Annotated in this window: 22 protein-coding genes; 16 read left to right on the forward strand and 6 right to left on the reverse strand. The window is 69.7% G+C overall.

Going from position 1 to position 26,779, the window contains the following annotated elements; all coding sequences use genetic code 11:
* Nucleotides 1–64: 64 nt before the first annotated feature.
* The 4 genes from ACF3NS_RS05240 to ACF3NS_RS05255 all read left to right on the forward strand — a co-directional run bounded on the left by ACF3NS_RS05240 (nt 65) and on the right by ACF3NS_RS05255 (nt 6,055).
* A complete protein-coding gene (locus ACF3NS_RS05240; RefSeq protein WP_288799579.1) occupies nt 65–616 on the forward strand; it encodes a DUF5709 domain-containing protein in 552 nt (183 codons plus the stop codon).
* Nucleotides 617–847: 231 nt separating this feature from the next.
* Nucleotides 848–2,053, forward strand: a complete 1,206-nt coding sequence (locus ACF3NS_RS05245; RefSeq protein WP_372490210.1) for an NADP-dependent malic enzyme — start codon at nt 848–850, stop codon at nt 2,051–2,053.
* A gap of 218 nt (nt 2,054–2,271) precedes the next feature.
* A complete protein-coding gene (locus tag ACF3NS_RS05250; protein WP_392468265.1) occupies nt 2,272–3,729 on the forward strand; it encodes a sugar transferase in 1,458 nt (485 codons plus the stop codon).
* A 1,051-nt stretch (nt 3,730–4,780) separates the two neighbouring features.
* On the forward strand, nt 4,781–6,055 hold the full coding sequence (locus tag ACF3NS_RS05255) for a hypothetical protein (protein ID WP_392468267.1): 1,275 nt from the start codon (nt 4,781–4,783) through the stop codon (nt 6,053–6,055).
* On the opposite strand, the gene ACF3NS_RS05260 is transcribed toward ACF3NS_RS05255, so the two are convergent.
* Nucleotides 6,052–6,921 (reverse strand): glycosyl hydrolase, encoded by an 870-nt coding sequence (locus ACF3NS_RS05260; RefSeq protein WP_392468269.1) that lies wholly within the window; start codon nt 6,919–6,921, stop codon nt 6,052–6,054. The genes ACF3NS_RS05255 and ACF3NS_RS05260 overlap by 4 nt on opposite strands.
* Nucleotides 6,922–7,237: 316 nt before the next feature.
* Here ACF3NS_RS05260 and ACF3NS_RS05265 point away from each other — a divergent pair, with 316 nt between their 5' ends.
* From ACF3NS_RS05265 to ACF3NS_RS05285, 5 genes are all read left to right on the forward strand, one after another.
* Nucleotides 7,238–8,578: a glycosyltransferase gene (locus ACF3NS_RS05265; RefSeq protein ID WP_392468271.1), complete on the forward strand. Its 1,341-nt coding sequence runs from the start codon at nt 7,238–7,240 to the stop codon at nt 8,576–8,578.
* 14 nt (nt 8,579–8,592) lie between these two features.
* Nucleotides 8,593–9,672 carry a glycosyltransferase family 4 protein gene (locus ACF3NS_RS05270; protein ID WP_392468274.1) on the forward strand — a complete coding sequence of 360 codons (1,080 nt, stop codon included), beginning with the start codon at nt 8,593–8,595 and terminating at the stop codon, nt 9,670–9,672.
* A gap of 35 nt (nt 9,673–9,707) precedes the next feature.
* The gene (locus tag ACF3NS_RS05275) at nt 9,708–10,358 is read left to right on the forward strand and encodes a hypothetical protein (protein ID WP_392468275.1); all 651 of its coding nucleotides are present in this window, start codon (nt 9,708–9,710) and stop codon (nt 10,356–10,358) included.
* Nucleotides 10,359–10,503: 145 nt separating this feature from the next.
* Nucleotides 10,504–11,808 (forward strand): hypothetical protein, encoded by a 1,305-nt coding sequence (locus ACF3NS_RS05280; protein ID WP_392468276.1) that lies wholly within the window; start codon nt 10,504–10,506, stop codon nt 11,806–11,808.
* Nucleotides 11,805–13,145, forward strand: a complete 1,341-nt coding sequence (locus ACF3NS_RS05285) for an oligosaccharide flippase family protein (RefSeq protein WP_392468278.1) — start codon at nt 11,805–11,807, stop codon at nt 13,143–13,145. Before ACF3NS_RS05280 ends, ACF3NS_RS05285 begins: the two co-directional genes overlap by 4 nt.
* Nucleotides 13,146–13,164: 19 nt before the next feature.
* On the opposite strand, the gene ACF3NS_RS05290 is transcribed toward ACF3NS_RS05285, so the two are convergent.
* A complete protein-coding gene (locus ACF3NS_RS05290) occupies nt 13,165–14,346 on the reverse strand; it encodes a cellulase family glycosylhydrolase (protein ID WP_392468279.1) in 1,182 nt (393 codons plus the stop codon).
* Nucleotides 14,347–14,401: 55 nt separating this feature from the next.
* Nucleotides 14,402–15,469: a glycosyltransferase gene (locus ACF3NS_RS05295; protein WP_392468280.1), complete on the reverse strand. Its 1,068-nt coding sequence runs from the start codon at nt 15,467–15,469 to the stop codon at nt 14,402–14,404.
* A gap of 148 nt (nt 15,470–15,617) precedes the next feature.
* Between ACF3NS_RS05295 and ACF3NS_RS05300 the strand changes: the two genes are divergently transcribed.
* Nucleotides 15,618–16,442, forward strand: coding sequence for a hypothetical protein (locus tag ACF3NS_RS05300; protein WP_392468281.1), 825 nt, complete (start codon nt 15,618–15,620; stop codon nt 16,440–16,442).
* A gap of 355 nt (nt 16,443–16,797) precedes the next feature.
* Here the strand turns inward: ACF3NS_RS05300 and ACF3NS_RS05305 are convergent, their stop codons facing one another.
* Both ACF3NS_RS05305 and ACF3NS_RS05310 read right to left on the reverse strand, forming a co-directional pair.
* Nucleotides 16,798–17,661, reverse strand: a complete 864-nt coding sequence (locus ACF3NS_RS05305) for an Fpg/Nei family DNA glycosylase (protein ID WP_392468283.1) — start codon at nt 17,659–17,661, stop codon at nt 16,798–16,800.
* A 1-nt stretch (nt 17,662) separates the two neighbouring features.
* Nucleotides 17,663–18,688, reverse strand: coding sequence for a Ku protein (locus tag ACF3NS_RS05310; RefSeq protein WP_392468285.1), 1,026 nt, complete (start codon nt 18,686–18,688; stop codon nt 17,663–17,665).
* Between the two features lie 83 nt (nt 18,689–18,771).
* Here ACF3NS_RS05310 and ACF3NS_RS05315 point away from each other — a divergent pair, with 83 nt between their 5' ends.
* Both ACF3NS_RS05315 and ligD read left to right on the forward strand, forming a co-directional pair.
* Entirely contained in the window at nt 18,772–19,764 is a 993-nt protein-coding gene (locus ACF3NS_RS05315) for a DNA ligase (protein ID WP_392468287.1), read from the forward strand.
* On the forward strand, nt 19,757–20,629 hold the full coding sequence (gene ligD / locus ACF3NS_RS05320; protein ID WP_311966637.1) for a non-homologous end-joining DNA ligase: 873 nt from the start codon (nt 19,757–19,759) through the stop codon (nt 20,627–20,629). Before ACF3NS_RS05315 ends, ligD begins: the two co-directional genes overlap by 8 nt.
* Before the next feature lie 104 nt (nt 20,630–20,733).
* Here the strand turns inward: ligD and ACF3NS_RS05325 are convergent, their stop codons facing one another.
* Nucleotides 20,734–21,732, reverse strand: a complete 999-nt coding sequence (locus ACF3NS_RS05325) for a hypothetical protein (RefSeq protein WP_392468289.1) — start codon at nt 21,730–21,732, stop codon at nt 20,734–20,736.
* A gap of 281 nt (nt 21,733–22,013) precedes the next feature.
* On the opposite strand from ACF3NS_RS05325, the gene efeU reads away from it, so the two are divergent.
* The 4 genes from efeU (at nt 22,014) to ACF3NS_RS05345 (ending at nt 26,641) form a co-directional block, all read left to right on the forward strand.
* A complete protein-coding gene (gene efeU, locus ACF3NS_RS05330; RefSeq protein ID WP_392468292.1) occupies nt 22,014–22,898 on the forward strand; it encodes an iron uptake transporter permease EfeU in 885 nt (294 codons plus the stop codon).
* The gene (gene efeO, locus ACF3NS_RS05335) at nt 22,895–24,073 is read left to right on the forward strand and encodes an iron uptake system protein EfeO (RefSeq protein WP_392468295.1); all 1,179 of its coding nucleotides are present in this window, start codon (nt 22,895–22,897) and stop codon (nt 24,071–24,073) included. Before efeU ends, efeO begins: the two co-directional genes overlap by 4 nt.
* Nucleotides 24,073–25,368 (forward strand): iron uptake transporter deferrochelatase/peroxidase subunit, encoded by a 1,296-nt coding sequence (efeB, locus tag ACF3NS_RS05340; RefSeq protein WP_154593899.1) that lies wholly within the window; start codon nt 24,073–24,075, stop codon nt 25,366–25,368. The genes efeO and efeB overlap by 1 nt, the downstream gene beginning before the upstream one ends.
* Before the next feature lie 367 nt (nt 25,369–25,735).
* Nucleotides 25,736–26,641 (forward strand): hypothetical protein, encoded by a 906-nt coding sequence (locus ACF3NS_RS05345; protein ID WP_392468298.1) that lies wholly within the window; start codon nt 25,736–25,738, stop codon nt 26,639–26,641.
* Nucleotides 26,642–26,779 lie beyond the last annotated feature (138 nt).

Genomic DNA, 26,779 nt, shown 5'->3' on the forward strand with positions numbered 1-26,779 from the left:
AGTGCGGCGGACGCTCCCGCCGGGCGACGCCGTCGCGCCGGCCCGCCGTGGCAGAGTGGGCACTATGAGCGACCAGTTCAATCTCGAGCCCGGCGACAGCGGCGACCAGGACTCCTTCAGCATCGATGACGAGACCCAGCTGAGCGGCGAGGACCAGCTCCTTGAGCGAGGGGTGGACGACCTGCTCGACGAGGGCTACTCACCGCCCGAGCGCCCGCGGGAGGTCGAGAGCTATGGCATTACTGCCCAGGAGCAGCACGACGGCGAGACCATCGACATGCGGCTCGAGGAGGAGCTGCCGGACGACCCGCAGGACGAGCACGACCCCCGCGCGCACGTGCGCCACGGCGACGACCGCGTCGGTGGCGACGACCCGGACGCCATCGCCGCTGAGGACGACTTCCTCGGCGACCCCGAGGTGGGCGATCGTCGTGCCGGCCGGCTCGTGGCGCCGGACGAGGGCGCGCACGAGGACCGTGAGTCGGATCTCGTGGCCGAGGACGAAGGGTTCAGCGGAGGTGCGGCCTCGGCCGAGGAGGCCGCCGTCCACGTGATCGACGGCGACCGTGACCTGGACGAGGACGAGGACGATCGCGAGTACCCGCGCCTGGGCTGACGCCCTGCCTCGGCTCACCCGGGCCTGCCGGGTCCTGTGACTGAGCGCACGGTGACGGCCGGCATACCGGCCGGTAGCCTGTGGGGACCGTGATCGCCCGACGGTGGCTCGGCTCCCACCACGGAGTCGTCTGCCGAGGGTGACGCACCGAGACCATCGGCTCGAACGGCGACCCATCCCGTCGCGACGACCACGCGCCCAGCGCTGCCACGCCGTCCTTTGGGGTCTGCCATGTCCTATGCCCACGCGTCCCGCCTGACCACCACGCCGGATCCGATCGTCCCCGACCCGACCGACCCGATCTTTGCCATGCACCTCGGCGGCAAGATCGAGACCGCGCTGCGGTGCGAGGTGCGCGATGCCACCGACCTGTCCCGCGCCTACAGCCCCGGCGTCGCCCAGGTGTGCACGGCGATCGCCGAGAACCTCTCTCTCGCCGACACCTACACCTCACGGGCCTCGACGATCGCGGTCGTCAGCGACGGGACCGCGGTCCTCGGGCTGGGGGACATCGGGCCGCACGCCGCGATGCCGGTGATGGAGGGCAAGGCGATGCTCTTCAAGCACTTCGGTGGCCTCAACGCCGTCCCGATCTGCCTCGACACGACCGACGCCGACCAGATCGTCGAGACGGTGGTGGCGCTCGCGCCGACCTTCGGCGGCATCAACCTCGAGGACATCAGCGCCCCGCGGTGCTTCGAGATCGAGCAGCGGCTCAAGGACCGGCTCGACATCCCCGTCTTTCACGACGACCAGCACGGCACGGCGATCGTCACCCTGGCCGGGCTCATGAACGGCGCGAAGGTCCTCGGTCGCGAGCTGGCTTCCCTGCGCATCGTCATCACCGGGGCCGGGGCGGCGGGCGTCGCCATCACCAAGGTGCTGCAGCGCGCAGGGGTGCGCGACATCGTGGTCTGCGACCGCCAGGGCATCATCGGCTCTCACCGCGGTGACCTGCCGCCCCACAAGAGGCAGCTTGCCGCCACCACCAACCACCGGGACCTGTCCGGCGACATCTCGCGGGCACTGCGCGGCGCCGACGTGCTGATCGGCGTGGCCGGGGGCACCGTGCCGGAGGCAGCGGTGAGCCGGATGGCCGAGGACGCCATGATCTTTGCGCTCGCCAACCCCGACCCCGAGGTCCACCCCGACATCGCGGCCCGTCACGCGGCCATCGTGGCGACGGGCCGCAGCGACTACCCGAACCAGATCAACAACGTCCTCGCCTTCCCCGGGATCTTCAAGGGGGCCCTGAGCGTTGGTGCTTCCCGCATCACGGAGGGCATGAAGCTGGCAGCCGCCGAGGCCATCGCAGCCTGCGTCCCTCACCCCACGCCCGATCGTGTGGTTCCCAGTCCGTTCGACCCTGCGGTGGTCGAGTCGGTCACCCGATCGGTCGCACGCGCAGCTCAGATGGAGGGTGTCCTTCGTCACTGACGTGACAGATGGGCGTAACCGGGCGTATGGAGACCCGCTAAAGAGCCATACACTACGTGTCGGTCTAGGGCCGATGGGGTGAGTACCGCTTCGCAGTTGGTCCGATAGATACCCGCCGGTCACCTCGGTGCGAGAGCCTGTGCAGGTGGGCCGGTCGGTCCTCGTGCAGGCGTCTCGGCTCACCGGCGCAGCCGCACCTCATCCTGAAGAAGACGGGCATGACAGACGTGATCGACTCGCGCGGCAAGCACCGCGCCGTGAGCGGCTCTACTCGCGCGCGCCCTCGTCTGCTCACGGACCCCGAGCTCCACGCCTACACGCCCACGCTGTGGACCAGGGTGCGCAGCGTCGCGGCGGCGACGGTCATCGCCGACGTGACCGCCTGCCTGCTCGCCTGGCTGCTGACGGGCATCGACGCCCGTCCCGCGCTGCTGATGACGGCGATCCTCGTGGCGCTCTTTGCGGGCAGCAAGCTCTATGACTCGCGGCTCAACCTCTCCGCGCTGGACGACCTGCCCGCCATCGCCGGCCGCTGGGTCATCGCGTGCGCCGCCGTCGCCATCGTGGGGGCCGGGGTGGAGAGCCGCCCGATGGCCAACGTCGTCCAGGAGCTGCACGTCCTGGCCTTCCCCCTCGCCCTGCTCGCCCTCGTCCTGATCGGTCGCGCCCTCGTCTACGCCGCCATCCGCTGGGCCCGCCGGACGGGACGCGTGGGGCACCGAGCCCTGATCCTCGGCGCCGGTGTGGTCGGTCACGAGATCGCCCAGCTGCTGCAGGACCACCCGCAGTACGGCCTGCGCCCCTACTGCTTCCTGGACAGCGACCCCAAGGTCGTCGACTCCATGGATGTCCTCCCGGTCCTCGGCGGGCCCGAGGAGCTCGAGCGCACCCTGACAGACAACCGGATCCACGTCGTGATCGTCGCCTTCTCCTCGATGAAGGAGTCGGAGATGGTGCCGCTGATCCGCACCTGCGACCGCCTGGAGTCCGAGCTGTTCGTCGTCCCCCGCCTCTACGAGCTGCACCACGTCGAGGGAGACATGGACACCGTCTGGGGCGTTCCGCTGGTGCGGCTGCGGCGGTCGGCATACCGCTCGCCCATGTGGCGCGTGAAGCGGCTGGGCGACATCGTGCTGTCCGGCCTGGCGCTGGTCGTCCTGTCCATCCCCATGGCGCTGGTCGCGCTCGGTGTCCGGCTCGACGGCGGGCCGGGGATCATCTTCAGGCAGGAGCGGGTGGGGGTCGACGGTCGTCCCGTCACCGTCATGAAGTTCCGCTCCATGCGCCCCGTCAACGAGGCCGAGTCGCAGACCAACTGGAACATCGCCAAGGACAACCGGTTGAGCGCGTTCGGCAAGTTCATCCGCAAGACCTCCCTCGACGAGCTCCCGCAGCTGATCAACATCCTGCGCGGCGACATGAGCGTCGTCGGCCCACGCCCCGAGCGCCCATACTTCGTGGAGCAGTTCCAGCAGATGTACCCCGCGTACGGTGCCCGCCACCGCGTGCCCTGCGGCCTGACCGGCTGGGCAGCCGTCAACGGGCTGCGCGGCGACACGTCGATCGCCGAGCGCGCGCGCTTTGACAACTACTACATCCAGAACTGGTCGCTCTGGCTGGACGTCAAGATCATCCTGCGCACGGTGAGCGCGGTGGTGACCGGCGCCGGTGGGTGATGGCTTCCCCCTCTCCGAGGTCACCGTCGCCATCGGAGCGCCTGGCCCAGGGGAGGGCGTCTGTGGTCCGTTCCCCGGTGGCCGCCGTCTGCCTGGTTGCCCTGGCCCTGCCCGGCATGGCCATCTTTTTCCCCGACCTGGACGATCCGACCCAGGCGGACGCTGTCCTCGTCCTCGGAGCGTCGACACCCGAGCGCCTGGCTGCGGCTCGAGGCGTAGCCGACAAGGTGCGTCCGCGCGCGGTCATCATCTCGGCATCCCGATGATCTAGGGGGGCGATACCGAAGCCCTGCGAAGGCCCGTCCGACTACCTGTCTACTGCTTCGACCCCGACTCCGCCACCACTCAAGGGGAGTCACGCGCTTTCGCGGAGCTGGCGCGGCGCCATGGGTGGCGGCGGTTCGTGGTCGTGACCTTCCGACCTCAGGCCAGCCGAGCCCGCCTGCTCGTAGGGCGCTGTTGCGACGGCCATATCAACGTAGTCGACTCCCGCGAGCACCTTCCCTGGGCCTACATGTACTTGTACCAGTCCGGTACCTTCGCCAAGAGCCTTGTGCGCCAGCGATGCTGACTTGTCCGACGTGACCTGTCCCCGTTGTGTAGCCTGATCAGAACGTCGACACGACTTGGGGGAGTAGAAGTGACGTGGCGAGAGTCTTGGAGGAGTGTCCCGACCTGGCTGACGTCTGGGGATGAGCACATCGCTGTCCAGATCCATCAGCCTGAGGGCCCTTTGACGGCGGCATGTGTCCTTGTTCCCTCCGCGGGACGGGAAGCCATGGTGAGTTTCCGGGCTGTCCGGGCGCTAGCAGTGCAGCTCCAGGAGGCCGGGGTCCTAGTCCTTCGCCCCGATCTGAGCGGCCACGGGGACTCCGCTGCCGTCCCTATGTCGGACGACCCCGCGACACGGTGGGCGGAAGATGTGCGAGCCACCGCCGAGCTGGCCCGTTCGCTCGCTCCGGGCCTCCCGGTCAACGTGGTCGCCCTTCGGCTGGGTGCGCCCATCGCTCGGCCCGTCCTCGACGCTTTCGACGGCGCGCGAGTGGCATGGGTGCCGGTCCGACCCAAGGCGTGGCTTCGGAGCGAGACCGTCGCCCGAAAGGTGGGGGTAGAGGTACCGGTCCTCGACGATCCCGCCCGGGTCGAGCTGCTCGGGGCGGTCCTGGATTCTGATCAGGCGGCGGCGTTGAAACGACTCCCCGGCATCTCCGTTGACGACGAGCAATGGATCGTCGTGGAGCCGCAGGACGACGAGGTGGTCTTCTGGGGCGGCGAGCCACACTTCGCTGAGGCGCCCCGCCGTCAGCTCGGCGCTATCTCTAGCGCACTGCAGCATGGTGACCCGGTCTCCCCGGTTATGTGGGAGCCGGTGCGGCGCTGCGAACGCCGAAGGGGCGGCCTCGTGATCGCGGAGGAGTGGGTCGAGGTGGGGCCCCATCGGCTCCCCGGCGTCTGGACCCAGCCGGAAGGCTTCGAGGGGGAGCACGTGGTCGTGACGACTGCGGGAGGTGCCGAGAGCAAATGCGGTCCCGGAGGGTTCTGGGTGCTCACCGCTCATGACGTAGCAGAGACGGGCGCAGCGAGCCTGCGGACGGAGCGTCGGGGGTCCGGGGAGCTCAGCGACCCGACGGAGCCGGCGGAACCAAACCCCTACGTGCGGGGAGCCGACAAAGACGTGGCCGACGCCATCGCTTACGCCCGGGCCCGTGCTCCGCAGGCTAACGTCATCGGAACTGGTCTTTGTATTGCCGGTTGGATGTTCTCGCGGGCTTCCGCTCGCGGAGGCCTCGACAAGGTCATCATTTTCAACAACCTCGCGTGGCAGCCAGGACTACGGTTCTACGCTCGTCTGGATGCCAAGGCTAATCTGACGGCGTCTCTGGCAGGCAAGAAGTTGGTCGCCCAAGGCGGGGCGGCACGAACCCCGTCCGGAGAGAAGCCCTGGTGGTCCACGTTCAAGGCTGTGGTCAAGGGACCGTTCAAGGGTGTTGGGGGTCGGGTGCCAACTCGTCTGTGGCGCGTCCTGTCCCGAGCTGAGCTCGTCCAGTACCCGGGCGATCTGTGGCGGGTGGCGTCTCGGACCACCGCGTACGACTTCCACTTCGGGGAGGTCGACGGGGGCTTCTTCCTGGCAGCGCGTGGTCGGGAGGCGCTCCGTACCCTGAGGGCTGAAGGGGTCTCGGTCACCGCGCGGCTCTGGCGCGGCCTAGATCACAGCCTCTTGGCGGCCTCTTCGCGCGCCATCGCCACGCAGGTCCTCCGTGAGGAAATCTCTGGCGAATCAGGTGCGTCGGCGCACTCGACGGACCTGACCGCCACTCCTTAGGATCCCGACAGCGCCGTGAGGATGGCATCGTAAGAGCTCTTGGGTGTCCCCCCCTCGTCGAGCACCCCGAAACCCGCAGGGCTCTGGCTCCCCGTGCTGTCTCTCAGTTCATAGGCGATGAGCACCGCAGAGCGGGAGCGGGCCATCGCCTGGAGCAGGTGCACGTACGCCCTGCGCTGGTCCTCCTCGGAGAAGGTCCCCTTCTCGGTCTGCAGGCCGAACTCGGCGAGATAGACCTGCTTGCCGAACCGAAGGGCCAACCGGTCCAGACGCGCCGGGACAGCGTCCACCAGGCTCATGTCGGTGGCGGGGTAAGCGTCGACGGAGAGAACGTCGAGAGTCGGGGACAGTACACCGAAGTACCTCTCCCACCGGCGCTCGGTGCGATCATCGCAAGGCCACCCGGTGACGTTGGTGGTCACGGCCCGAGGAAGAGGTCCGGATCCGAAGACGGCGTGAGCGGTGGCCAGCGACTTGCGCAGACTGTCGAGGTAGGCGGCACTCGGCTCTATATGCGCGAACGTTCGGTAGTGGGTGGTGTCGGCCTCGTTGAAGATCTGCCACGTATCGACGTAGGCGCCCAAGGCATCTCTCAAACCGGTCCAGTAAACACGCGAGACGCCACGATAGGTCTCGTCGTCCAGGGGCTGCGACCAGTCGGGGGCTCCTGACGTGACGAGCATGACCTTGAGGCCGCGTGAGTGGGCATATCGGGCGGCCGCGGCCTGACGGGACAGGGCATCGCGGTCCCACTCCACCGAGGAGCGCGAGCCCTTCGGTGCGATGCGCCACGAGGGCACGTCGTATCGCACCCACTGCTGCCGCATTGAGACCAGCCGGTCCACGTCTCGCTTGAAGGTGTCCACGGTCGACTGAGGTGACGAGTCAGGACCCGCTACCCGGAATCCGGTTTCCTGGCCGTGGCGAAGCAGCCGCTCGCCCGCGGGCGTTGGTCGTGGCGAGGCAACGCACCCCGCCAGAGCGAGCAAGCAGGCCACCAGGAGGATCCTGGTGAGTTGACGGCGTTGCCTGGTGCTGATGTCGACTCCTGGAGCGTGTCCGGGCCCGCTGGGTTCGGGGGGAGGGATGCCCAGCATTTCGCAGATGAGGCGCAGCGTCGATTGCTAGGCTAAAAATGAGTGCTGGTGTCGCCAGCGGTCCCCTCTCCCCTCAGGAAACCTCATGCCCTCGAGCGTGGTCATCGCGCTGCTTCAATCCTTGCACCCCGATACCCGGGAGGCGGTCGACCGGGTTGCCCTCGGGCACGAGAGGGTGACGGTGCGTCAGGTCTCGAACCTGGTGGCAGCGGCGACTGCACATCCCAATGAGCGGCCTGACCTGTTGGTGGTGGACCGCCGGGACAGAGGCGCGCGGGCGTCCGCGGCCGCAGCCAGCTTGCTCGGCCTCCCTGTCACCTGGGTGGGGGACGGCGCGATGCGGTCGGTGGGCGCTCCCGTGGTCCCCTGCGAGCTCTTCGACGACGTGGCGCTGGATGCGACCCTGACGGCAGTGCATCGTGCAGGGGTGGCTGTCGGCGGGGGGCCGAACGTGTCAGTCATCGTCACCACCCTTAACGAGGGATCTGCCCTCGCGGGCCTGCTGGTCGAGCTGGCCACTCAGATGCGGGCCGACGACGAATGCGTCGTCGTGGACGGGGGTTCGACCGACGACTGCGTCGTGCTAGCCAGAGCCATGGTGGGCAGCGACCCCCGCTTCCGTATCGAGATCTCGCCCGGGGCGGGGATCTCTGAGGGCCGCAACATCGGCATCAGGCTGGCCCGTCACGATCACCTCGTCTGCACGGATGCAGGGTGCCATCCGGCAGCGGACTGGCTGGGTGCCATGCGCCAGGCCTTCGACGCTGGAGCGCGGCCTGGGCTGGTCTCGGGGGCATACCAGGTGAGTCACCGAGACCGTCTCGAGCAGGCCCAGGCCTTGGCCTGCTACCCCGACGAATGGGAGGCGCGCCACCCCGACGTGACGACCCGTCTTTACACCCGTCTCTTCGGCACGGCTTTCGACCCCCGTTTCTGCGTAGGTCGGTGCGTAGGCTTCACCCGAGAGGCCTGGGAGTCGGTGGGTGGGTTCCCGGAACACCTCCCGACCGGCGAGGACGTCACCTTCGGATTGGCAGTGTCACGGGCCTATCCCGTGGTGGGGGCCACCGACGCCCGTCTCGTCTGGGATCAGCGCGGCTCGTTGCTGTCCACCTGGAAGATGTATCGCAACTATGGGCGATCGAGTGCCGATGGCGGCAACGTCAAGCTCCTGATCAGGGATGGGATCCGAGGTGCCGCCTATGTCCTTGTCCCTGCACTGATGCTCGACGCGCGCGGTAGACGAGTGGTGGCCGCGGGAGCAGCGGCCTACCAGAGCGTGCCTGTGCGTCGAGCACTTCGGGCCGGGGCCCCGGCCTCGGTGCTTCCTTTCATCCCGGTCGCGATGGCCACCAAGGACCTTGGGAAGCTGGCCGGCGCGGTCCAAGGTTTCGCACGCGCTCGCGGTTGGATGGCGGCGCGATGAGGGTCTTAATCGCCATGCCGTCGCTCCGCCGCGGCGGAGCCGAGCGGCACTCCGTCTATCTCGCCACGGCGCTGACGGCCGCCGGGCACCAGGTAGACGTGGTGGCCTTGTCGGATGGCCCCTTCTCGCAGGACTTCTCCGACGCAGGGATCCCGGTCACCGTGCTCGAGGTGGGGTGTGGCGCTCGCGCGCTGCCCACTGTGACCCGCCGGCTCTCCCAGGTCGTCGACCGGCTGAACCCGGATGTCATCTCTGCCCACGACGTAAACGTAGAGATGGCCCTGCGGGGAGTGCTTCTGCGACGCTGGCGACCGGCCATCGTGTGGAAACACACCTATGGGCACATCGGGCACCGCGGGGCGCGCGAGCGACTCGTCGAGGCGGCCTCCGGTCATCTGGTGGCGGCGTACGGGGCCGTGTGCCATACCCAGGTGCGCTATCTGTGCCAGGCGCTGGGGCTCCCCTCCCGCAAGATCCACGTGCTGCCCAACACCGTGCCAATGGCCCCGGAGGCCAGCTGGCCGGTCGATGAGCCGCTCACCGTAGCCATGGTGGCGGCGATGCGCGCTGACAAGGGTCATGACGATGCCTTGCGTGCCTGGTCCGGTGTCGTCCGCCGGCACCCTGAGGCCACCCTCGTCCTGGCCGGGGATGGTCCTGCCCGGGATGAGATCTTGGGTCAGATCAGCCGACTCGGTCTGACCAGGAACGTGCGAGTCCTGGGTGAGGTCGCGGAGCCGCTGCAGGTCGTTGCGCGGTCTCACGCTCTCCTCTTGGCGTCGTACAACATCGAGTGCTTCCCCTACGTCGCACTCGAAGCCATGTCCGTGGGTCGTGGCGTGATCTCCACCAGCGTGGGCGGACTGCCCGAGATGGTCGACGACCGGGTGACGGGGATGCTGGCCCCGCCACGGCATCCCGACGCCCTTCGCGATGCGATCCTGCAGGCCGTCGAAGGCAACGGGCTGCGCGACCTGGGTGCTGCCGGGCGCCAGCGCCTAGGCCATTGCTTCCCGATGGCAGCGTGGAACGCCCGCGCTGTCCAGCTGATCGAGACGGTGGCAGGAGCCACCCGAGGAGGCGGTGCTGAGTGATGGTCCGGACGAGCGTGCCCACGGTTCGCCGAGCGTTGACGATCGCTCTGGCTCTCGCCCTTCTCGGGGCCATCTCTGCGCTGCTGGCCGCCCAGGGCAACCGCCCCTCGTGGACCGCTTCGCGCCAGGTGCTCGTGCGCACGTGGAACGTCGACGGCCTGGTCCTCTCGGGGCAGCCTGCGCAGCTCACGGACGAGGACCGGGTGAGCGCCACCAAGATCGCGACGTCATACGAGGTGTTCGAGCGGGCGGCGCGCACGGCCCGAGACCTCGGCAGCGTCAAGCAGCTGCAGGACTCCGTCAGCGCCAAGCTCGAGGCGGGGTCCAACCTGATCACCATCACCGCTGAGGCACCGTCGGCCCAGCTCGCCGACCGCCGCGCACAGGGGGTCGCCGAGGCTTTCTCGGCCGCGACCAAGGAGCGGCAGTTCAGCCTCGCGGACGATCTCATCAGTCAGCGGACGTCTGAGGAGGTCAAGCAGCGGGCGAGGGCCGTTCGTGAGATGGATCCCGTTCAGATCTATCGTGGCTCCGAGCCGACCAATGGCCGACCCTCACTCATCCGTTCCGCCGCGTCCGGAGCAGTGCTCGGTCTCGGCGTGGGCGCCCTGATCGTTGCTGCCTGGACATTCCTTCCGCGGCTTCGTTCCCGTTCGCAGGGCACCCCGGCGGGGAGAGACCGCTGAGGCCGTCGTGAGTACCGACGCCGCACGGCACCGGGGGCCACTTACTCTCGCCGCTCTCCTGGAGCGGCTTGCGCCTGTCGGCCTCGGTCTCTTCGCGTACTTGGCCTGGCAGGTCGGTCAGCGCGGAGTCCACCCCGTGGTCGTCATGACCGCGCTGATCCTGGTGGCCCTCGCAGGCTCTGCCGCTGTCCTGCTTGTCGTCCGACCCTGCCTGGTGCCGTGGGCCGTCATCCCGCTCTTCTGCCTGACCCAAGAGCTTCAGCTCCGGGTTGCTGGACCGGTCGGAGCGTCTAAGGACCTGCTCACGCTTCTGCTGGCTGCCCAGGCACTGGTGATGGTCTCCCGCAGCCCCCAGACCCGGGGAACCCTTCGGGACTTTCGAGCGCCTCTCGGGTTCTTGGCCGTCTGCATCGCTTTCTACCTTTTGAACCCGGCTGGTTCCCCTCTGCTGGGTTGGGTCTTCGGGGCACGGCTGTTCGTCCAGGCGTCTTTGCTCTTCCTCATCGGGCTGCTCGCTCGAGAGCCTCTGCGGACGCTCCGGCACGGCGTCGGTGCCGTGACGGTGATGGCGCTTCTGGAGGCCGTCTTCTCCCTGATGCAGCAAGCGGCAGGACCACGAGCCCTGGTCTACGAATGGGGTTACGCCTTCGGGTCGCAGGTCCGGCTGACCTCGTCTGGGGGGACACGTGTCTCAGGGACTTTTGGTGATCCCTTTCAGCTCATGGCTCTAGGGGTGCTCGCCGCCGTCGTCGCCGCCTTCCTGGCTCACGGCTGGCGCCGCTGGTTGCTCCTCGGGTCGGTCCTGGCGATCACGGCTGCGACGAGTGTGCGCACCGCCCTGGTGCAGCTGGCTGCGGTCGTCGTCCTCATGGTGCTTCGCCGAGGGTGGCGCAGTCTCGCCGCAACCGCGGGTCTTTTCGCGGTGTCGGCCGGGCTAGTGCTGGGGCTGAGCGCATCTACAGCCGAGTACCCAGGGGCCCCAGAGAAGCCCCTGCTGTTGGGTCTGAACGGCAGGACCACGGCCTGGTCCTTGGCCGTCAAAGGACCCGAGTCCTTGATCATGGGCAACGGTGTCGGAGCCGTGGGAGTAGGTTCGACTCGTGGCGCCCAGGGCCTGATCACCAAGGCAAGCAAGTACAACCCGAAGGCCGAGTCCAAGGCAGCCTTCGCGGGCGACAATGCCTTCCTGGACTCTGCCTACCTCCAGGTGCAGTCGGACATCGGGATAGTCGGGTCGCTCGCCTTCCTGGCCTACCTTGGCTCGCTCGCGTCGTGGATCTGGCGGCGACTGCGCACGTCGGATGCGGCCTGGGCGGCGGCCGCAGTTCTGGCGACTTCGGCCATCGACTGGGTCGGGCGGTCTTCCTACGCCAGCTACTCCACAGGGTTTCTGACCCTATATCTGCTCGGCCTGTGCGTGGCCGCTGCCCGAGAAGAAGGGATGCCGTGAGCGACTCGGTCCATGTCCCCACCCCACTGCAGGTCGAGGACGACGACGCCGACGGCCTTGCGCCTAGCAGGGACTCCGCTCCGCGAGGCGGTTCTCAGCTGGCGCGGCTGGGAGTTCTCGCGGCCCTCGTGTCCCGCTTGGCCGGCCGCCTGATCGGCGTTCTCTTCGTGCTCGTCCTCGCGCGGACCAGTAGCGACGCGACGGTGGCCGGGTACGGGTACCTCCTGGGCACGTCCACTCTGATCCTGACGATCAGCGACCTGGGTGTGGCCGCCATATCAGGACGTGAGGTCGCGAACGGGCGCTTGCCTGGTCCTGCTGCACTGGCCTCCGCTATCCCGGTCCAGGGTTTGACCATCGCAGCCGCGTGCGCCGTCATGGCCGTCCTCGTCCTCGTCGCCAAGCCCCAAGGCGTGGACACCCCTAGCTTGCTCCTGACCCTGCTGTTCATGGCCTGCAACGGCATGGTCAATCTCTGGGCAGAGGTCCTCCGGGGGACCGGCCGCGTCGTCGCCGAGGCGACCCTGCAGACCATCGGCCCCTTCCTGCTGGTCGGAGCCGGCATGGTGGTGGCCATCAACGGCGGCCGAACCGCGGACCTCCTCGCCGTCGTGGCTGGGAAGGAGTTCCTCATCCTCGTGGCCAGTGTCCTGCTGCTGCGGCCCCGGAGAGTTCCTGGACTCATCCATATGCGAGAACTCATCAGCAGCAGCTTCACCCTGTCCATCGCGTCCACAGCAGTAGTCCTGATGTGGCGTCAGGGGACCATCTACACCGGCGCGCGATCCTCAGCGGCGGTCGTGGCGGCCTACATCGTGGCCACGCGTTTCCAGGATGCTGGGGCGACGCTGTCCAGCACCATCGGCTTCGGGCTCCTCCCCGGCGCCGCCGCCGCGAAGCAATCCGCCGAGGAGGAGTTTCGGGCGCTCGTCCAGGGTTACTTTCGCAAGTGTCTCGGTGTCGGAGTTCTCGCCGGAGCGATCGGGGTGACCTTTGCGCACCCCATCACGGTCCTGGCCTTCGGGGAACGCTGGTCCAGCGCTGTGCCGGCCGTCCGGCTCGTCGCAGCCGCGGCGCCGCCCATCATGGTGATGTACGTGATGTGGACCTCGTTGCTCGTGAACCGACAGGAGAGATGGCTGCTCAAGTGCGCCGTGGTGGCCGCGCTCCTGTCGGTAGGCGCGACCCTCGTAGGGTCAGCTGCGGGATCGGATCTCGTGTGGGCCGCAGCGGGTACCACGCTAGGTGTCTACGTGCTGGCTCTAGGGCTCTACTGGCGTTATCGAAGCCTGGTTCGCTACGCCGGCCGGCACGCCCGGGGCAGGCTGCCTCGCTGAGTTGCCCCGGGCTCGCACCTCACCGCAGGAAGGCTGCGGCTTCCCGGAACGACCAGTAAGCAGCCTTGGGCGTTCCGTCGGTGCGGACCAGACCGAAGTTGTTCTCGTAGACGTTGCTGTCGTTCCGGTCCCGGAAGGCGTACCAGAACATGTTGGTCACCTGCGGGTAGTTGTCGTTGACCAGGATCGCCGCATCCCTGAGGAAATATGCCTGGGTGGTCTCGTCCACTCCGTCATAGGACCCAGCCTGTCGGCCGGTGGTCCACCCGAACTCCGTGAACCAGATGGGCGTTCCCTCGTCTCCGAACTGCTCCATGACGGCTACGGCCGCGGGAGTGTTGGTCATGCGGTAAGGGTTCGTACCCACCGGTGCCAAGCGGGGCGAACCATTGGCCGGGGCGACATAGGGGTGCAGGGCCAAGACGTCGAAGTAGTCCTTCGCCCCTGCGGCGTACAGCCGGCGCAGCCAGGCTGCGTCGATCCCGCTGACTCCGGCTGCGACCACGGTGGACCGGGGATTACCGGCCTTGAGCCCCCGGTCGGCCGAGCGCAGCAGGGGGAGGTACTCGCCAGGATCGACCACAGAGCACGTGCGTGTATCGCAGTCCGGCTCGTTCCACACCTGCCAGGCGTCGATTCGACCGGCATACCTCTGCGCCAGAAAACGCGCCGGCCCCTCGATTAGGGCGCTGTCCCGCGGGATCCCGTACCGGGTGTTCTCCTTCACCGGCACCCACGAGGGGGCTCCCATGATGGTTCCCAACACCTTGATGCCGCGGCGGCTGGCCTCTTGAGCGATGCGGTCCAGCCGGTTCACATACCACTGGGAGTAGGTGTCCTTGTTGTGCTCCTGCAGCGAGGCCCACGAGACGTCCACGCGGATCCAGGTGACGCCAGCACTCTGCATGAGGTCCAGCTCCTGGGACAACTTGTCGAAGTCGCGCCAGCTGACATTGGTGTGGGCCCCCAGCTGTAGACCGCGAGCCGCCCTCTGGGGCACCGGTGCACCGGAAGGGGACGTGCCGGGCGCGAGCAGGGCCGGGCCTGGCGTGGGCGTGAGAGCGGCCTGCGCGGGCGCTGTTGCGGTGGTCGTGATCGTGCCTAGGAGCAACAGGGCGCTTGCCAGGTGACGAGCCCGGGCAAGGGAGCGGATCTGGGGCATGGCGGTCTCCGGTTCGGAGGGGAAGGGGGCGAGGAGCACGGTGCCAGGACTAGGCACCTCTGACTAGACCTCGGCGCGATCGCGACCCACACGTTCAACCGATCACTGCCTCGTACGCCCTGACGGTGGCATTGGTGGTCAAGGAGATGTCCAGAGTCTCCACGGCTCGACGCCGGTTGCGTGTTTCGGCTGCGGCACGCCTCACATGGTCCTGCGCGAGCGTGCCCCTCAAGGCGGCCGCCAGAGCAACGGGGTCGTCAGGTGCCACCAGGTCTGGGAGGTCGAGGGCCTCCCGCACCCCGTTGACATCCGTCGCGACGACCACTCGGCCAGCGGCCATGGCCTCGAGCACGACCAGGGGCATCCCTTCCCAACGAGAGGGGACCACCACTACGTCCGCCGTCCCGAACCAGGGAGCGGGATCGCCCCGCCCGACGAGCGTGGTGCGAGGAGGAAGAGCCGCGGCGAGATCATCGTGGTCCGGGCCGTCCCCGACGAGGAAGAGGCGGGCCTGCGGGAAGGCCGCCACCACAGCGGGCCAGCACGCAAGGAGAACGTCCTGGCCCTTCTGCCGACATAACCGTCCCACGCACACCACCGTCGGGTCGTCTTCAGCCATGCCGAGCGCGGTGCGGGCCGCGGCCCGCTCCACAGGGTGCCATTGATGCGTGTCGACGCCATTGGGCACGACGACCGTGCGGCCGGGGAGAGTGTGCCGACGCTGGCCGAGGGCCTTCTCGGCCTCGCTGACGCAAACCGTCAGCGAGGTCCAGCGCGTGGCGAGCCGCTCCCACAGCTGGGAAGCAAGCGCGACCGGCCCCGACACCGCCTCGTAGGACCAGGCGTGCGGTTGGAAGACAGTGGGGCGTCGCCCGCGAACCGCGAGTCGCCCTGTCAACCCGGCCTTGGCGCTGTGCAGATGGACGAGGTCGGGCTGGACACGGGTGACGATCTTCTGGAGGGCGCGGGTCTCCAGGACGCTGGACGGGCCAGGGGAGCGGGTGGCGGACCATGGGTGCAGCACGGCCCCGAGCGCGGCCGCGTCGTGAGCCAGGTAACCGTCCGTGGGGCACGCCAGGTGCACCGACCATCCTCGGGCGATCTGGTCCTGCACGAGACTGAGGACGACGTTGGCGACGCCGGCCTCGGTGGGCTGGCTCACGTGAAGGACGGTGACCACGGATGAACGGTACCCAGGAGTTGGGCATCTTCTGGGCAATCTGCAGATCCGGGGAGATGCACGCCACGTCCGCGGGATGGCGGGCAGCAACTGGGAGGGGGTCAAGCGCCGATTGAGTTAGCCTCGCGAGGTGCTGCTCGCCGTCATCATGCTGGCCCTCGGGGTCCTCACGTACGGGATCTCCGGCGCCCGGTTGCACCGAGGCTCCCAGGCCGAGGGCGGCGCGTTGCGCTCCCCGAGCTGGTGGATCGGGACGGGCCTGCAGGGGGCGGGGTTCTTCTTCACCCTCTTCGCTCGTCGCTTCTTGCCCCTCTTGCTCGTCCAGGCCTGCGTGACCTCGGCCCTGGCCGTGACCGCAGTGATCCAGCACGTCCAAGGAGTCCGTCGGCTGCGGGCCGTCGATGCAGGGGCGGTCGTGGCCGTCGTCGCAGGCATCGCGCTGCTGGGGATGGTCACGGTGACGGGCGCGCCGCCACCGATCGAGACGCGCTACATCATGGTGCTCCTGGGCTGCGCCGCCATCTGCGCCGCGGGGCTCCTGCTGCCTGGCGGTCCGGTGGTCAACGGCCTCCTGTCCGGGTTCGGCTTTTCGTTCTCGGCGATCTGCGCCCGCCTCCTGATCGGCGATCATGCGCATCCGTTGTGGCGGTTCTGGGAGCTGCCGCTGCTGAGCTGGGTGGCGGGCTTCCTCATCGTGGCGGGGATGGTTCTCGGTCAGGCGCATCTGACGAAGGGCCTCGCCCGCGGGCATGCAGCCCCGGTCCTCGGCTGCAACTACGGGATGGCCACGGTGTTCCCCGCGGCCTTCGGCGTCCTGCTGCTGGGGGAGCGCACCCGGCCGGGGTCGACCTGGCAGGTGGTCGCGGGGCTGGTCCTGGCTCTGGCCGGTGCCTTCTGGCTGCTGCGGGGCGAGGACGCAGCGGGCGAGCTCGACGGGGCCGATGCTCACGCCTGACCGGCCCGATCAGCGGAGGTGCTCACCGACGAAACGGAGCTGGTCTAGGGCGATCGAAGCGACCTACCACCGCCGATGCCGACAACGCGGACTCGGCAGGCTCACCCCGACCGAGTTCGAGACCATCAACCAATCCGCTCACGCGGCCTGACCCACCGCACCACCACCGTCAACTAAATCGACAGCAGTCCCGGTCGAGACGGCGGTCGCCGTCGTCGACGGCTCGGTGACCGCGGGGTCCTCGTGCCTGCAGGCGGACACCAGACCAGTGGCCGAGACGGCGCCGAGCAGGCCAAGAAGAGTACGTCGGTCCATGCCAGGAGCCCACGGCGGTCGACCGGGAGAAGGCCGGGAGTCAGCGGCGGCGCTGGCAGCGGCCGCACCAGTAGAGGGTGCGGCCGGCCACCTTGGCGGTGCGGATGCGGCTGCCGCAGGTCGGGCAGGGCTCGCCCGCGCGCTTGTAGGTCGCGAACTCCCGCGGGAAGGTCGTGCCCAGCGAGCGGCCGGTGATCACCGGGGGTTCCTCGCCCGCGGCGAGCCGCCGCTCGGCCTCCTCCACCTGCGGCTCGAGGGTGAGGATCTGCCCGTACGCCACACCCAGCGGCAGCAGGCGCACGAGGTCCGCCCAGATGGTGTCCCAGGAGCTCTGGCGCAGCTCGCGCCCCGGGCGGTGGGGGTCGATGCGGTGGCGCCACAGCACCTCGCAGCGATAGACGTTGCCCACCCCGGCGACGACCGCCTGGTCCATGAGCAGCTCGGCGATCGTCTTGCGGCTCCGGGAGATCCGCGCCCACGCCTCGTCCGGGTCGGCGTCGGCGCGCAGGGGATCGGGGCCGAGCCGGTCGAGGACCGAGTGCGCCTCCTGCGGCGTGATCAGCGCGCACACCATCGGCCCGCGCAGGTCGGCCACGTGCGTGTCCGACGCGAGCCGCAACCTCACCTCTCCCTGCACCGGGACGTCCTCGGGCCGTATGCCGTCCGCCAACGGCGTCACCGCGAAGTTGCCGATGAGGCCGAGGTGCACGTGCAGCCAGCGGTCCCCGTCGACCTCCACCAGCAGGTGCTTGCCGGCGGCCTGCGCACCGATCAGCACCTCGCCGTCCAGCTGCGCGGCCGAGTCGGCGAACCTCCCCTGTGGGCTGCTCGCCCTGACGGGCTTTCCGGCATACGCCCGGTTGATCCGCCCGGCCAGGGCATGGATGGTGTGACCCTCCGGCACCTCAGCTGGCCTTCTTGGTGGTCCGCTTGGCCGTGGACCTCTTGGCCGCGGCCTTCTTCGTGGTGGAGCTCGCGGCCTTCTTGGCGGGGGCCTTGCGCGCGGTCGCCTTCTTGGCCGCGGGCTGGTCGCCCTCCTCCGCGGCGTCCTGCGTGTCGGCGTCGGTGTCGTCCTCCTCGGTGTCGGCGCTGTCGTCCGACCCCGAGCCCTCCTGCCCCGCACCGGAGTCCGCGGAGGTGTCCTCGCCCCGCGCCGCCTTGGCCCGGTCGACCGAGCGCTGCAGCGCCGCGAGCAGGTCGACCACGTCGCCGCCCTCGTCGTCGCCCTTGGCCTTGGGCGCCGCCTTGACGTCACCGCCGGCGAGCTTGCGCTCCACCAGGGCCTGCACGGCCTGCTGGTAGTCGTCCTCGTAGTCGTTGGGCTCGAAGTCGTCGACCATCGACTCGATGAGCAGGTCCGCCATCTTGACCTCCCGCTCGTTGGGCTCCGGGATGTCGTCCAGCACGTCGAACGACGGCGTGCGCACCTCGTCCGGCCACAGCATCGTCTGCAGCACGATCACGTCGTCCTTGACCCGCAGCACCGCCATGGACAGGCGGGTGCGGACGGCGACGGTGACCACCGCCATACGATCCGTGGAGCGCAGGGCCTCGCGCAGCAGGGCATAGGGCTTGACCGCGCTCTTGTCGGGCTCGAGGTAGTAGGACTTGTCCAGCAGCAGGGGGTCGATCTGCTCCGCGGGGACGAACTTCTCGACCGAGATCTCCTTGGAGCTCTTGGAGTCCAGGCTCGCGAGATCCTCGTCCGTGATCATCACCATCTTGCCGTCGGGCGACTCGTAGCCCTTGGCGATCTCGGAGTAGGGCACCTCCTCGCCGTCCGCCGCGGCGACCTTCTTGTACTTGATCCGCGAGCCGTCGCTCTTGCGGACCTGGTGGAACTGCAGGTCGTGATTCTCGGTGGCCGTGAAGAGCCGCACCGGCACCGTGACGAGGCCGAACGAGACCGCGCCCTTCCAGATCGCACGCATGACCTGCTCCTTCGTCGCTGGTAAGCCGCTGGTGAGCCGCTGGTAAGTCCTCCGGGGCCCATACCCATGAGTCAGGATGAGGTATGCGCCCGATGCTCGCCACCCCCACGACCCAGGTGCCGCACGGCGACGCCTGGGTCCACGAGGTCAAGTGGGACGGCATGCGCATCCTCGCCGACCGGTCACCCGCGGGGTGGAGGCTCTCGGCCCGCTCCGGGGCCGACGCCACCGTGCGCTTCCCCGAGTTCGCGGGGTTGGCCCGCGCCGGGGACGACCTCCTGCTCGACGGCGAGGTCATCGCGCTGCAGGGCGGGGTGCCGTCGTTCGCGGCGCTGAGCGAACGCATCCACGTCTCGGACGCGCGGGTGGCCCAGGCGCTGGCCGAGGTGCGGCCCGTGACCTACATGGTCTTCGACCTGCTGCGGTTCGGCGGGCAGGTGCTGATCGACCAGCCGTGGTCCGTGCGGCGCTCGCTGCTCGAGCGGCTCGACCTGGAGTCCTTCGGGGCGGGAGGGTCGGCCTGGAAGGTGCCCGAGGTGTATGACGACGGCCGGCTGCTGCACGACGTGACCCGCCACCAGGGCCTCGAGGGGGTGGTGTCCAAGCGGCGGGCCTCGGCATACCAGCCCGGCGCCCGCAGCCCCGACTGGCTCAAGCTCCCACACCGCGCCACCCTGTCCGTCGTGGTCGGCGGGTGGCGTCCCGAGACGTCGGGGCGGGACCGCGTGGGGGCCTTGCTGGTGGGGACGCCGCCGGCCGACGGGTCCGGGCTGCTGGAGCTGGACGGGCGCGTGGGCGCGGGGCTCGCCGGCCGTGCGGGGGAGGCGTTGCGGCCATTGCTCGACGAACGTGCTTGTGGGAGTGCGCCGTTCGTGGGGGAGGTGCCGCGTGAGGATGCCACCGGTGCGCGCTGGGTCGAGCCGACGCTCGTCGTGGACGTGCAGTCCCTCGGGCGGGCGGGCAACGGCAGGCTGCGGCAGCCGGCCTACCTCGGTGTGCGCACCGACCTGACGCCCGCGGACCTTCTCCCCTCCGCCCACTGGTCAGGTGCAGACGGGGACGTCGGCCGTGCCTGACCACGTGAGCGTCGAGATCGACGGCCGCACCCTGCGGCTCAGCTCCCTCGACAAGGTGCTGTATCCCGAGACCGGGACCACCAAGGGCGAGGTGTTGCAGTACTACGCGCAGGTGGCGCCGGTCCTGCTCGAGCAGCTGCGCGATCGCGCCGTGACTCGCATCAGGTGGCCGTCGGGGACGGGTGGGCCGTCGTTCTTCGAGAAGAACGTGCCCCGCGGCACCCCCGCGTGGATCCGCACCGTGACCCTGCCGGCGCCGGGCTCGACGCGCGACCGCGAGACCATCACCTATCCCGTCATCGACTCCGTCGCCGGACTGACCTGGCTCGGCAACCTCGCCGCGCTGGAGCTGCACGTGCACCAGTGGCGGGTGTCGCCGTCGGGGGAGGCGCTGCACCCGGACCGGCTCGTCGTCGATCTCGACCCCGGGCCCGGCGCCGGGCTCGCGGAGTGCTCGCAGGTGGCGCTGTGGGCGCGAGACATCTTGTGCGACATGGGGATCGGCGATCTGTGGCCCGTCACCTCCGGATCCAAGGGCCTCCAGCTGTATGCCGAGCTCGACGGCACCCACCCCGTCGCCGTGGTCCGCGAGGTGGCTCAGGGGCTGGCCGTCGCGCTCGAGGCGGGCCACCCCACGTTGGTCGTGTCGTCGATGGTCAAGGCCAAGCGCGGGGGCAAGGTGCTCGTCGACTGGAGCCAGAACACCGCCTCCAAGACGACGATCTGCCCCTGGTCGCTGCGCGGGAAGTTCGGTCGCCCGACGGTGGCCGCGCCCCGTGAGTGGTCGGAGCTGGAGGACGCCGTCGCGGGGCGGACGCCCCTGGAGCAGTTGAGCCTGGACGAGGCGCTGGCCCGCCTCCCCTGACCGGACCCCACCCCTCCCGTGCCCGGTTGCCGCCCCACCCGCCCCCGTGTGCCGCCATTGGTCACCAATGACGTCTTGGATCGTTCACATGAGGCCTCAAGACGTCATTGGTGACCAATGGCGCGGGGTGAGGGGAGGGCGCGGGAGGGGAAGGCGCGCGTGCTCGGGTCGTGGCGCGTGCTCGGGTCGTGGCGCGTGCTCGGGACGGGGCGGCCGAGCAGTCGAGCCTGGTCGGCCATGGCGGATCGCAGCTGCTTGAGGACCCCACCGACCTGCGGATAGTCCTGCCGCGTGCCCACGACGACCCGCACGCCCTGCTGCTCGACGCGCCGGATCCGGGCGATGTCGTCCTGCCTCTGGTGCGAGGACTCGTAGTGCCACAGCCCGTCGTACTCGAACCCGACGCCGAGGTGCCGCCAGTACATGTCGAGATAGGCGACCAGGCCGCGGGACCTGTCGTAGATCGGGGCGTTCAGCTCCGGCTCGGGCAGGCCCGCCTCCAGGAAGCGCAGGCGGAACAGGGTCTCGCGTGGCGACGCGCTGCCCTCACGGACGTGCTCCAGGGCGGCGAGCGCAGCCACGCTGCCCGGGTGCCCGGCGGTGACGGCCGCCACCAGCCGGTCCAGGGTGCGACCGGTCCGCCAGCCCACGACGGCGTCACCGAGGATGACGAGGTCCTCGCGCCCCAGCTCGCCCGCCAGCTGGGCGAAGACGTGCTCGTGGGCCACCACGGGTGTGGCAAGGGTGGGCAGCACCACGTGATGGGGCACAGGCCCGCGGTGGCCCCTCACCTCGGGGCGACGGCACGCGTGGGCCGTGCCCGCCACCAGCACGTCGATGAGCTGCTCCGGGAGCCAGCCGGCGGGCAGGGGGAGGTCGAGCAGGCGAGCTGCGGTCACATGGCTGTATGCCGCGCCCTCGGGCAGGACGACGGAGAGCATCCGGGCCTGCTCGAGCACGGTCTGCGGCGGCGAGGGGGCGTAGACCCCCTGGAAGACACGGGCCAGCTGTCTGAGGTCCGCGACGGTCATGCCGGCGGCGAGCGCTTCGGCGCGGGTGAAGGCCGGACGTCCGGCCAGCGATGGGGGCAGCACGAGGGACATGCAGCGATGGTCGGGCGGCCGGCTCGCGGCGTCATACGGTCATCCACAGCCGGGGCGGAAGGGCTGAGCGTTGTCCACAGGTCGCCGCAGCTCCCACCCTCCGCCATTGGTCACGAATGACGTTTTGGATCGTTCACATCACGCCGCGAGACGTCATTGGTGACCGATGGCGCAAGGGGCGGCGGGGGTGGGGCTGTGGGGGAGGTCATGTTGCCCGGTGAGGTGAGCGTCGCCTAAGTTAGGGAGGCCTCACTCACGTCGACCAGGAATCGTAGGCTGCCATGCTCGCCAACTACCTCATCGGGCTGCGTGAGGGACTGGAGGCGTCGCTGGTCGTCGTCATCCTCGTCGCCTACCTCGTGAAGTCGGGACGCCAGCACCTGCTCGGGCGCATCTGGGCGGGAGTCGCGTCGGCGATCGCCATCTCCCTCGCCTTCGGCGCGCTGCTCACCTTCGGCCCCAAGGGCCTGACCTTCGAGGCGCAGGAGGCCATCGGCGGCGGGCTGTCCATCGTGGCGGTGGGGTTCGTGACCTGGATGATCTTTTGGATGGCGCGGCACAGCCGTGGCCTGTCCGGCGAGCTCAAGGGGGCGGTCGACCGGGCCGTCGAGGGCGGCCGCACGGGCGCCCGCGGAGGCCTCGTGCTGGTCGCGATGCTGGCTGTCGGCCGCGAGGGTCTCGAGACCGCGCTGTTCCTGTGGGCGGCCACGCAGGCCGCAGCCCGCGACAACGCCTCCACCACGGCACCGCTGGTCGGCGCCCTCCTCGGCCTGCTGACCGCCGTCGCGCTCGGCGTCGGCGTCTACCGGGGAGCACTCAAGCTCGACCTCGGCGCGTTCTTCCGCTGGACCGGCGCCTTCCTCGTCCTCATCGCCGGCGGGGTCCTGGCGTATGCCGTCCACGACCTGCAGGAGGCGCGCATCCTGCCCGGCCTGCACACCCTCGCGTTCGACGTGTCCGGCACGATCGAGCCCAGCTCGTGGGTCGCCACGCTGCTCAAGGGCGTCTTCAACTTCTCTCCCGCGATGACCGTGCTCGAGGTCGCCGCGTGGGTGCTCTACGTCGTCCCCGTCATGGCGTTGTTCGCCGCGCGGGTCCGTCGCCCCAAGCCCCCGGCCCCGCGTGCGAGCGCGGCGTCCGGCATACGTCAAGGAGCCTCTGCATGACCCGCCTCGCCGCCACCGGCGCGTCCCTCGCGATCGCCGCGCTCGCGCTGACCGCCTGCACCGACAACACCGCCAGCACCTCCTCGGGGGGCGGGACGCAGGCCGGGGCCGGCCAGGGCACCCTCACGGTCACCTCGACGGACACCGAGTGCCAGGTCTCGGCGTCCGAGGCTCCCTCGGGCACGCTGAAGTTCGCGGTCACCAACGCCGGCTCCAAGGTCACCGAGTTCTACCTCCTCGCCGAGGACGGCCTGCGCATCGTCGCCGAGGTCGAGAACATCGGGCCCGGCCTGTCCCGTGACCTCGTGCTCAAGGCTGCGCCGGGGACGTACAAGACCGCCTGCAAGCCGGGCATGGTCGGCGACGGCATCCGCCACGACTTCACCGTGACCGACTCCGGCGCCAACCTCGAGGCGCAGGGCGCCGACAAGGAGCTCGTCGCGGCGGCCAACAGCCAGTACGCGTCCTACGTCAAGGACCAGACCGAGCAGCTCCTCACGGGGACGAAGGCCTTCGCCGCCGCCTACAAGGCCGGCGACACCGCCAGGGCCAAGGAGCTCTACGCCCCCACCCGCGTCCACTGGGAGCGGATCGAGCCCGTCGCGGAGTCCTTCGGCGACCTCGACCCGATGATGGACGCGCGCGAGGCCGACCTCGAGCCCGGCCAGAAGTGGACCGGCTGGCACGTCGCCGAGAAGGACCTGTGGCCACCGAAGGCCGGCTACACCGCGCAGACCGCCGCCCAGCGCGCCGCGATCGCGGACCAGCTGGTCAAGGACACCGAGACGCTCTACCAGCGCACCCGATCCATGCAGTTCACCACCGACCAGATCGGCAACGGCGCCAAGGGCCTGCTCGACGAGGTCGCCAAGGGCAAGGTCACCGGCGAGGAGGAGATCTGGAGCCACACCGACCTGTGGGACTTCCAGGCCAACGTCGACGGCGCCCGCGTGGCCTGGCAGGGTCTGCGCCCGATCCTCAAGAAGAAGGACGCCGCTCTGGACTCCCAGCTGCAGCTGAAGTTCTCGGCGCTGCAGAAGCTCCTCGACCAGCACAAGGTCGGCGAGGGGTTCCAGACCTACGACACGCTCTCCAAGGAGGAGGTGAAGGCGCTGTCGGACGCGGTCAACGCGCTCTCCGAGCCGCTGTCCAGGCTGACGGCCGCCGTCATCTGATGCCCGAGTCCCTCTCTCGTCGTGGGCTTCTCGGCTGGGGAGCCGCCTCGGCCGCCGTGGGAGCGGCCGGCTTCGCGGGTGGTATGGCGACCGCCAACGCCTCCGAGGGTGACGGCGGGCGCGCGGGTGGGGGCACGACCGGGGACGCGAGAGCCGTTGCGTCCGACAGCTATCCGTTCTACGGCACCCACCAGGCGGGGATCGTCACGCCCGCCCAGGACCGGCTGCACTTCGCGGCGTTCGACGTCACGACGACCTCCCGTGAGGACCTCGTCGCCCTGCTGACCGCCTGGACCGCGGCGGCCGCCGAGATGACGGCGGGTCGGCCGGTGGGTGGGGACCCGACGTCATACAGCGCGCCCCCCAACGACTCCGGCGAGGCGGACGGGCTGTCGGCGTCGCGGCTGACGCTGACCTTCGGCTTCGGGCCCACGCTGTTCCGGGACGCCGCGGGCAAGGACCGGTTTGGGATCTCGGGACGTCAACCCGCTGCGCTGCAACGACTTCCGCACTTCCCGGCGGACGCGCTCGACCCCGCGCGCAGCGACGGCGACCTGTGCGTCCAGGCCTGCGCCGACGACCCGCAGGTCGCGGTGCACGCCATCCGCAACCTGGCGCGCCTCGGGTTCGGCGTCGTGTCGCTGCGGTGGTCCCAGCTGGGCTACGGCCGCACCTCGTCCACGTCCACCGCGCAGGCCACCCCGCGGAACCTGTTCGGCTTCAAGGACGGCACGGCCAACCTCAAGGCCGAGGACCCGTCCGCGCTCGACGCCCACCTGTGGGTCGGCGCCAAGGACGACCCCAAGGCACCGTGGATGGCGGGCGGCTCCTACCTCGTGGCCCGCCGCATCGCGATGAACCTCGAGACCTGGGACCGCTCCTCGCTGCGCGAGCAGGAGGCGGTCATCGGTCGCGACCGCCGCGAGGGCGCGCCGCTCTCGGGCGGGAAGGAGTTCACCGCACCGGACTTCACCGTCAAGGGACGCGAGGGGCAGCCGCTGGTCGCGGCGAGCTCCCATGTGGCGATGGCGCACCCGACGCGCAACGGCGGAGTGCAGATGCTGCGTCGCGGCTACAACTACACCGACGGGTCGGACGACCTCGGGCGCATGGACGCGGGGCTGTTCTTCATCGCCTACGTCCGCAACCCCGCCAGGCAGTACATCCCCATGCAGACTCGCATGGCCAAGCAGGACGCTCTCCAGGAGTACCTCCAGCACCGGGGGTCGGCGTTGTTCGCCATACCGCCGGGTGCCAAGGAGGGCGAGCACATCGGTCAGGCCCTCTTCGCGTAACGGGCGCGTGGTGGGTGGCGTCGGGAAGTGACCCGGCGGGGCGCGTGGAACGATCAATGCGCCGCTGAGGCGTCACGACGTGCCCCCCGAGTCAGTTTGTGTCGCCGATGGGGTGACGGAAGTGACCACTCGGGGGCGGGTGGGGTGCTGAGGTCGTGATTGGCGACAGGAAGTGACCCGGCGGGGCGTGTGGAACGGTCAAAGCGCGGCTGAGGCGCCACCACATGCCCCCTCGGGTCAGTTTGCGTCGCGCGCCCGCGCGGCTGGTGTGACCTGGGTCACCGCCCGCTGTGGACAGCGCGAGCCACACCGCCCCGCCTGTGGAGGACGGCGCGTGGGGGGCGCGGGAGGCGTCCAGGCTGGCGGCATGCGCACCCCTCTCCTGCCGCCCGAGATCGTGGACGGCAAGTGGTACACCACCGACCAGCTGGACCGCCTAGGCCTGACACGTGCCCAGCGGCGTCAGCTGGTCGCGGCTCATCGCGGCGTCCACGGACGACGACTGCCACGGACCGTGATCGAGGACATCGAGGCGGTGAGCCGCGTCGTGCCCGACGATGCCGTCGTCTGCGGGGAGTCGGCGCTATGGGTCCACCACCTGCCACACGCACAGCAGTGGTCGCCGACGCCCCGTCCGCCGATCCACCTGCTGGTGCCCGGCGAGCGTCGGATCCGCCTGGCCACGGTACGTGACCACCGCCTGGGCGGCCGCCAAGCAGACACGGTGCACGTCGAGGGGCTCCCGCTCCGCGTGCTCTCGCCACCGGCGCTGTACGCGCAGATGGCCCCGCACCTGTCCTTCCTCGACACCGTGATCCTCGGGGACGCGGTTGTCGGGTGGCGGAGCGTGTGGACGCCGGAGCACCTCGAGGCGGCACTTGGGCCTGGGCTTCCGGGTGTGGTCCAGGCCCGACGTGCGCTGAACCACGTGCGACCCGGGTCCAACTCGGTCACGGAGACCAGGAGTCGCCTGCTTCTCCTCGAGGCCGGTCTGCCCGAGCCCGAGCTCAATGCCTCGGTCGTCGTCGACGGCACCTGGCTGGCGTACGTCGACTTCCTATGGCGGCGGCACCGGCTGGTGGTCGAGTACTACGGCGTCCACCACTTCACCTCTGACCGCCAGCGCCGCGACGACCTGCACCGGGTGAGGGGGCTGCGTGACCACGACTATCGGGTCGAGGAGCTGACCAGCCGGGACCTCGCCCGCCCCGCGGAGTTGGTGGCACGTGTGGCCAAGGCGCTGCGCGAGCAAGAGGTCGCGCTGGGACTCTGACCTCGGGGGTGGGGTCCCGGGCGCCCGACGGGAAGTGACCGGTCGGGGCGGGCGGTGTGCGGAGGCCGCCGGGTTGGCGACGGGAAGTGACCCGTCGGGGCGGACGAAGGGCGGAAGCCGGGGGTCTCGCGACAGGAA

It is taken from the genome of Arsenicicoccus cauae (assembly GCF_043162025.1).
GTDB lineage: Bacteria > Actinomycetota > Actinomycetes > Actinomycetales > Dermatophilaceae > Arsenicicoccus > Arsenicicoccus cauae.